Raw genomic sequence first — 5,204 nt, forward strand, 5'->3', positions numbered from 1 at the left:
CGCGTCGTGGCGGGCCTGGCGGGAGCCGCGAGGAACGAGCGGCGGATGGTCGACGCGGCACCACCACCCACCCCGCCCACCCAAGGTGACCAGACCGCCGTCGAGCACAAGAACCTCGGTTCTACCTCGCGCAGCCACGGTTCTACCTCGCGTGACCGGGGTTCTACCTCGCGTGACCGGGGTTGTACCTCGGCGTCAGAGGACGAGTTCCGGTTGGAGCTTCTTGATCGTCCAGACGCGCTGCTTGCGGGCCGCGAGGGTCGTGAGGGCGAGGGCGCCGACCAGCACGACGACGAGGACTGTGACGTCGCGCGTCACCGTCGCCATGTTGCCGCCGTAGAGGAGCTGCCGCAGACCCTCGACGGCGTACGTCATGGGCAGGAACTGGTGCATCGAGCGCAGCGGCTGCGGGATGGTCTGCCACGGGAACGTGCCGCCCGCCGTGACGAGCTGGACGAGCATGAGCACGAGCCCGAGGAACTGCCCGGCCGCGCCGAGCCAGACGTTGAGCGCCTGGAGGATCGCGACGAACGTCGCGGACACGAGCACGAGGAACAGCGCGGTCCCGACGCCGTGCACCGGGTCGATGTCGAGCGCGAACTTGGTCACCGTGAACATCGCCGCGACCTGCACGACGCCGATCGCGGCCGGGGTGAGCCACCCGCCCAGGGCGGTGGCCAGGCCGGACCGCCCCGCGGCGAGGGCCCGCGACGACAGCGGGCGCACGAGCAGGAAGAGCACGTAGGCGCCGATCCACGTCGCGAGCGACAGGAAGAACGGCGCGAGGCCACCGCCGTACGTCCCGGCGGACGACAGCGCCTCGTTCTCGACGGAGACGGGGTTGCCGATGGTCTCGGCGGTGTCCTGGCGCGTCTGCTCGTCGAGGTCCGGCACCTGCCCGAGGCCCTCGGCGAGCCCGTCGCGGAGCTGCGTGACACCGTCGACGAGGTCACCCGACCCGTCACGGAGCTGGGACGTCCCGTCCGCGAGCGAGGTCGCGCCGTCGGACACCTGGCGCGTGCCGTCGGCGAGCTGCGCGACGCCGTCCACGAGCTGCGGGGTCGCGGCGGCGAGCTGTCCGGTGCCGTCGGCGAGGCGGTCCGCGCCGTCGGCGGCGCTCGCGATCCCGGAGGTCAGCCGGGGCGTCGCGGCCGCGAGCCGTGCCGCCCCGTCGGACACCTGGCGCGACCCGTCGGCGAGCTGGTCGAGCTTCCCGGACGCCGCGGTCACCTGATCGACGGCGCCCTGGACCTGCTCGCGCTGCTGGTCGAGCACGGGCGCGACCTGCGACCGCACCTGGTCGGCCGTCGCCTGGTCGAGGACGCCGTCGGCGACGAGCTGGTCGAGCTGTGCGTCGACGTCGCCGCGGATCGCGTCGAGCGTCGGGAGCACCTGGCCCGCCGCGTCGGCGGCCTGCTGCCCGTACTGCGCGACCTGCGCGTTCCCGTCCGCGACCTGAGCGGCGCCGTCGGCGAGCTGCCGCGTCTGGTCGGGCAGCGAGGACGTCGCACCGCGGAGCGTCCCGAGCCCGGAGGCCAGGGACTCGGCGCCGTCGTCGAGCTGCCCGACGGCGTCCGCGAGCGTCCCGGTGCTCGCGTCGAGCCGCTCGGCGCCGTCGGCGGCCTGGCCCGCGCCGGTCGCGAGCGTGTGCGCGCCGTCGTCCGCGGTCACGAGGCCGTCGCGCAGCTGCGTCGACCCGTCGAGGAGCCGGTCCGCGCCGTCGACGGCGTCGGCGAGGTTGGTGTGGATGGACGCGAAGCCGCGCAGGAACGTGTCCGCGGCCTCGGTGCCGACCTGCTCGGCGATCGAGTCGCGCACCTTGCCGACGATCTGGTCGGCGATGGTGCGTGCGAGGTAGTTGTTCGCGTCGTTGGTGATGAGCGTGAGGCTCGCCTGCTGGGGCTCGAACTCGCCCGCGGACGCGAGGTCGGCGGAGAACGTCGGGCCGATGACGAGCGCGGCGTCGTACCGCCCCGACCGCACGCCGTACTCGGCGTCGACCTGGCTCGTCTCGACCCAGCCGAACCCGCCGTCGTCGAGGAGCTGGTCGGCGACGTCGCGGCCGAAGTGGCGCTCCGTCGTCGCCCCCGTCTGGGCGTCGGTGGTCGTGGTCCCCTCGTCGAGGACGACGAGCGCGGCGGGGATCTGGTCGAGCTTGTCGTACGGGTCGTGGTTCGCGAACAGGTACAGCCCGGCGTAGAGCGTGGGGATGAGCGCCATCGCGAGGATCGCGAGGCGCGGCAGCGTGCCCGCGGCGAGGCGGCGCAGCTCGGACAACCCGAGGCGGATCGCGGTCATCGGCCCTCCTCGGAGTGGTCGCGGCTGTCGGGCCGCTCGTCGAACCCGGGCCTGTCGTCAGGAACGGCGCCGAACCCGGGGATGTCGCCGGGCTCGGCGGGAGAGGCGACCGCAACCCCGGGTTCGGCAGCGTCCGGGGCCGGGACCGGGTCCGGGTCCGGGGCCGGGTCCGGGTCCGGGGCCGGGTCCGGGGCCGGGGCGAGTGGGGTGGGGCGCGTGCGGAGGACGACGACGGGCGGCTCGTGGATCGAGGCGCCGCGGGCCGGGGGGAGGTCGACACCGAGGTCGCGGGCCGAGGCGCGCGTGCACTGCACGAGGACGCCGTAGCCCGCACCGGCGAGCGACTGCGCGACCTCCCACCACCCCGACGGCTCGCCCCCGTGGCGGTCGGGGAGGGTGAGCACGAGGAAGCGGACGTCCGGGTCCTCGGCCGCGAGCGCCGCGAGCAGCGCCGTGCGCACGACCCCGGGGACCTGGTCGAGGCGCCGCGCGCGGTCGGCGGCGAGCGAGTGGTCGGCGAGCCAGCGCGTCACGTCGGAGGGCAGGGACCGTCGTCCGGCGAGCGCGAGGCCCTCGGCGACGACGTCGGACACGGTGAGCGCGTCGTCGGGCTCGCTGATGCCGGGGACGTCGACGACGGCGGTCACGTCGCGCAGGGTCGCGGCGGCGCCGCGGGACGTGCGCCCGGCGCGCCGCGACGGCGTGCTCGCCGGCAGGAGCCGGACCTCGCCCGCGGACGGGTCGAACCGTCCCGTGGCGACGAGCGCGAGCGCGGTGTGCCCGTGCCCGGGCTCGCCCGCGACGAGCACGCACTCCCCCGTGGACCAGGCGAGGTCCATCGGCTCGAGCATCGGCTCGCGCCGCCCGTCGACGCGGACGTCCGTCAGCGTGATCTGCATCCCTGCTCTTCCCTCTCGTGGGCCCCCGGTCCTCACCGAGGACGCCGTTGACTCACGGTCAACAACGCTACGCCTCTTGTTGACTCGTGGTCAACAACGGCGTACAACGGATGTCATGCCCCGCACGCCCGCCCCCTCCGTCGATCCCGCGGCTCCCGCCGACGCGGCCAGCCCGCACCACGGCGCGCGCCGCCGTCGCGAGCCCGCCGACCGCCGTCGCGAGCTGCTCGACGCCGCCGCGCAGGAGGCCGACGAGCACGGCCTGGACTCGCTGACACCCGCGGCCGTCGCCGCGCGCGCCGGGGCGTCCAAGGCGCTCGTCTTCCACTACTTCGGGTCCACCGCGGGACTGCGCCGAGCCGTCGCGCTCGAGGCCGTGGCGGGGCTCGAGGCGGCGACCGTCGCACCGGACGATCGTCCCCTCGTGGAGCGCCCGGCGCTCGCCGTCGCGTCGTTCCTCGACGCCGTCGAGGCCCGGCGCCTCGTCTGGCAGGACCTCTGGCGAGGCGCGCTCGGCGAGGACGACGCGACGCAGGAGGCGCTCGCGCGCGTCCGCGAGGGCCTCGTCGCCCGCCTCACCTCGACGGTCTCCGCGACGACGTCCGGCTCGCCGCTCGCGTCGCCGCGCCTGCGGCTCATCGCGGCGGGCTGGGTCGCGCTCGTCGAGAACGTCACCGCCGCGTGGCTCGGCGGCGGCGACCTGTCGCGCGCGGAGATCGAGCGGCTCGTCCTCGCGAGCACCGTCGTCCTCGTGCCCGAGCTCCCCGAGCCCGCACGCGGCGCCGTCCTCGCCATCGCCCGGGCGAACTCGGGCGCGGCGGGCTAGCGTCGGGAGAGCGCCCGCCACACACGGGAACAGGGCGGCGCGGACGAGGTCGGGAGGCAGCACATGCGCGTGGTGGTCGTCGGGGCGAGCGGGAACGTCGGCACGGCGGTGCTGCGCCGGTTCGCGGCGGAACCCGTCGTGACGTCCCTCGTGGCGGTCGCGCGGCGCGTTCCGCGCGCCGACGGCTCGAGCACCGTGCGCGCCCCGCACGACGCGGCGACGTGGCGGTACGCGGACGTCGCCGCGGCCGACGCGGACGAACGGCTCGACGCCGCGTTCGCCGGGGCGGACGTCGTCGTGCACCTCGCGTGGGCGATCCAGCCGAGCCACGACCGCAAGCGCCTGCGCCGGGTCAACGTCGACGGCACGCGGCGCGTGGTCGAGGCCGCGCAGCGCGCCGGGGTCTCGCACCTCGTCGCCGCGTCGTCGGTCGGCGCCTACTCGCCCGCCCCGTACGCGGGCGACGCACGCGACACCCCGGTCAACGAGGGCTGGCCCGTCGAGGGCGTGCCGGGCTCGTCGTACTCCGAGGACAAGGCGGCCGTCGAGTCGCTCCTGGACGAGGTCGACCGCCACAGCGGGATCGTCGTCTCGCGCGTGCGCTCGGCGCTCGTGTTCCAGCGCGACGCGGCCTCCGAGATCACGCGGTACTTCCTCGGCCCGTTCGGCACGCGCGTGCTCCGCCGCGCCCCCCTGCCCACGGTCCCGCTCCCCGACGGCCTGCGGCTCCAGGTGGTGCACGCCGAGGACGTCGCCGAGGCGTACGCGCGCATCGTGGTCGGGCGCCACCCCGGGCCGTTCAACGTCGCCCACCCCACGGTGCTCACGACGCAGGACGTGGCGGACGTCGTCGCGGGCGGCTCGCTGCGCACGGTCCCCTACGGGACGGCGCGGACGGCCGTCGCGGCCGCGTGGCGGGCCCGCCTGGTGCCGGTCGGCGAGGGCTGGCTCGACATGGCGATGCGCGTCCCCGTGCTGGACACGAGCCTCGCCGGGGAGCTCCTGCGGTGGCACCCCGCGCACGGCGCGAAGGACACGCTCGCCGAGCTCGTCGACGGGATCCGTGACGGCGCGGGCACGTCGACGCCCCCACTCCTCCCCCGCTGACCCGCCCCGGGCGTCGCCGAGCACGACATGAGGGTCGCTATCCCACGGATGACGACCCTCGTGTCGCTGTCTCT

The 5,204-nt window shown here is 75.7% G+C and carries 4 protein-coding genes; 2 read left to right on the plus strand and 2 right to left on the minus strand.

The window, feature by feature from the left end:
* Positions 1-195: 195 nt before the first annotated feature.
* Complete coding sequence (locus ACFWH7_RS13260) at positions 196-2,298, minus strand: YhgE/Pip family protein (protein ID WP_378216973.1); 2,103 nt, start codon at positions 2,296-2,298, stop codon at positions 196-198.
* Positions 2,295-3,197 carry a hypothetical protein gene (locus ACFWH7_RS13265; RefSeq protein ID WP_378216974.1) on the minus strand — a complete coding sequence of 301 codons (903 nt, stop codon included), beginning with the start codon at positions 3,195-3,197 and terminating at the stop codon, positions 2,295-2,297. Before ACFWH7_RS13265 ends, ACFWH7_RS13260 begins: the two co-directional genes overlap by 4 nt.
* Positions 3,198-3,312: 115 nt before the next feature.
* Here ACFWH7_RS13265 and ACFWH7_RS13270 point away from each other — a divergent pair, with 115 nt between their 5' ends.
* Both ACFWH7_RS13270 and ACFWH7_RS13275 read left to right on the plus strand, forming a co-directional pair.
* Positions 3,313-4,023 carry a TetR/AcrR family transcriptional regulator gene (locus tag ACFWH7_RS13270; RefSeq protein WP_378216975.1) on the plus strand — a complete coding sequence of 237 codons (711 nt, stop codon included), beginning with the start codon at positions 3,313-3,315 and terminating at the stop codon, positions 4,021-4,023.
* Between the two features lie 63 nt (positions 4,024-4,086).
* A complete protein-coding gene (locus ACFWH7_RS13275) occupies positions 4,087-5,130 on the plus strand; it encodes an NAD-dependent epimerase/dehydratase family protein (RefSeq protein ID WP_378216976.1) in 1,044 nt (347 codons plus the stop codon).
* Positions 5,131-5,204: the final 74 nt, after the last annotated feature.

The sequence above is a fragment of the Cellulosimicrobium cellulans genome (assembly GCF_042723955.1).
GTDB lineage: Bacteria > Actinomycetota > Actinomycetes > Actinomycetales > Cellulomonadaceae > Cellulosimicrobium > Cellulosimicrobium cellulans_H.

Excerpts from the sequence above, each read along its gene's own strand:
- ACFWH7_RS13265 (WP_378216974.1), bottom strand. The coding sequence starts at position 3,197 with ATGCAGATCACGCTGACGGACGTCCGCGTCGACGGGCGGCGCGAGCCG.
- ACFWH7_RS13260 (WP_378216973.1), bottom strand. The coding sequence starts at position 2,298 with ATGACCGCGATCCGCCTCGGGTTGTCCGAGCTGCGCCGCCTCGCCGCG.
- ACFWH7_RS13270 (WP_378216975.1), top strand. The coding sequence starts at position 3,313 with ATGCCCCGCACGCCCGCCCCCTCCGTCGATCCCGCGGCTCCCGCCGAC.
- ACFWH7_RS13275 (WP_378216976.1), top strand. The coding sequence starts at position 4,087 with ATGCGCGTGGTGGTCGTCGGGGCGAGCGGGAACGTCGGCACGGCGGTG.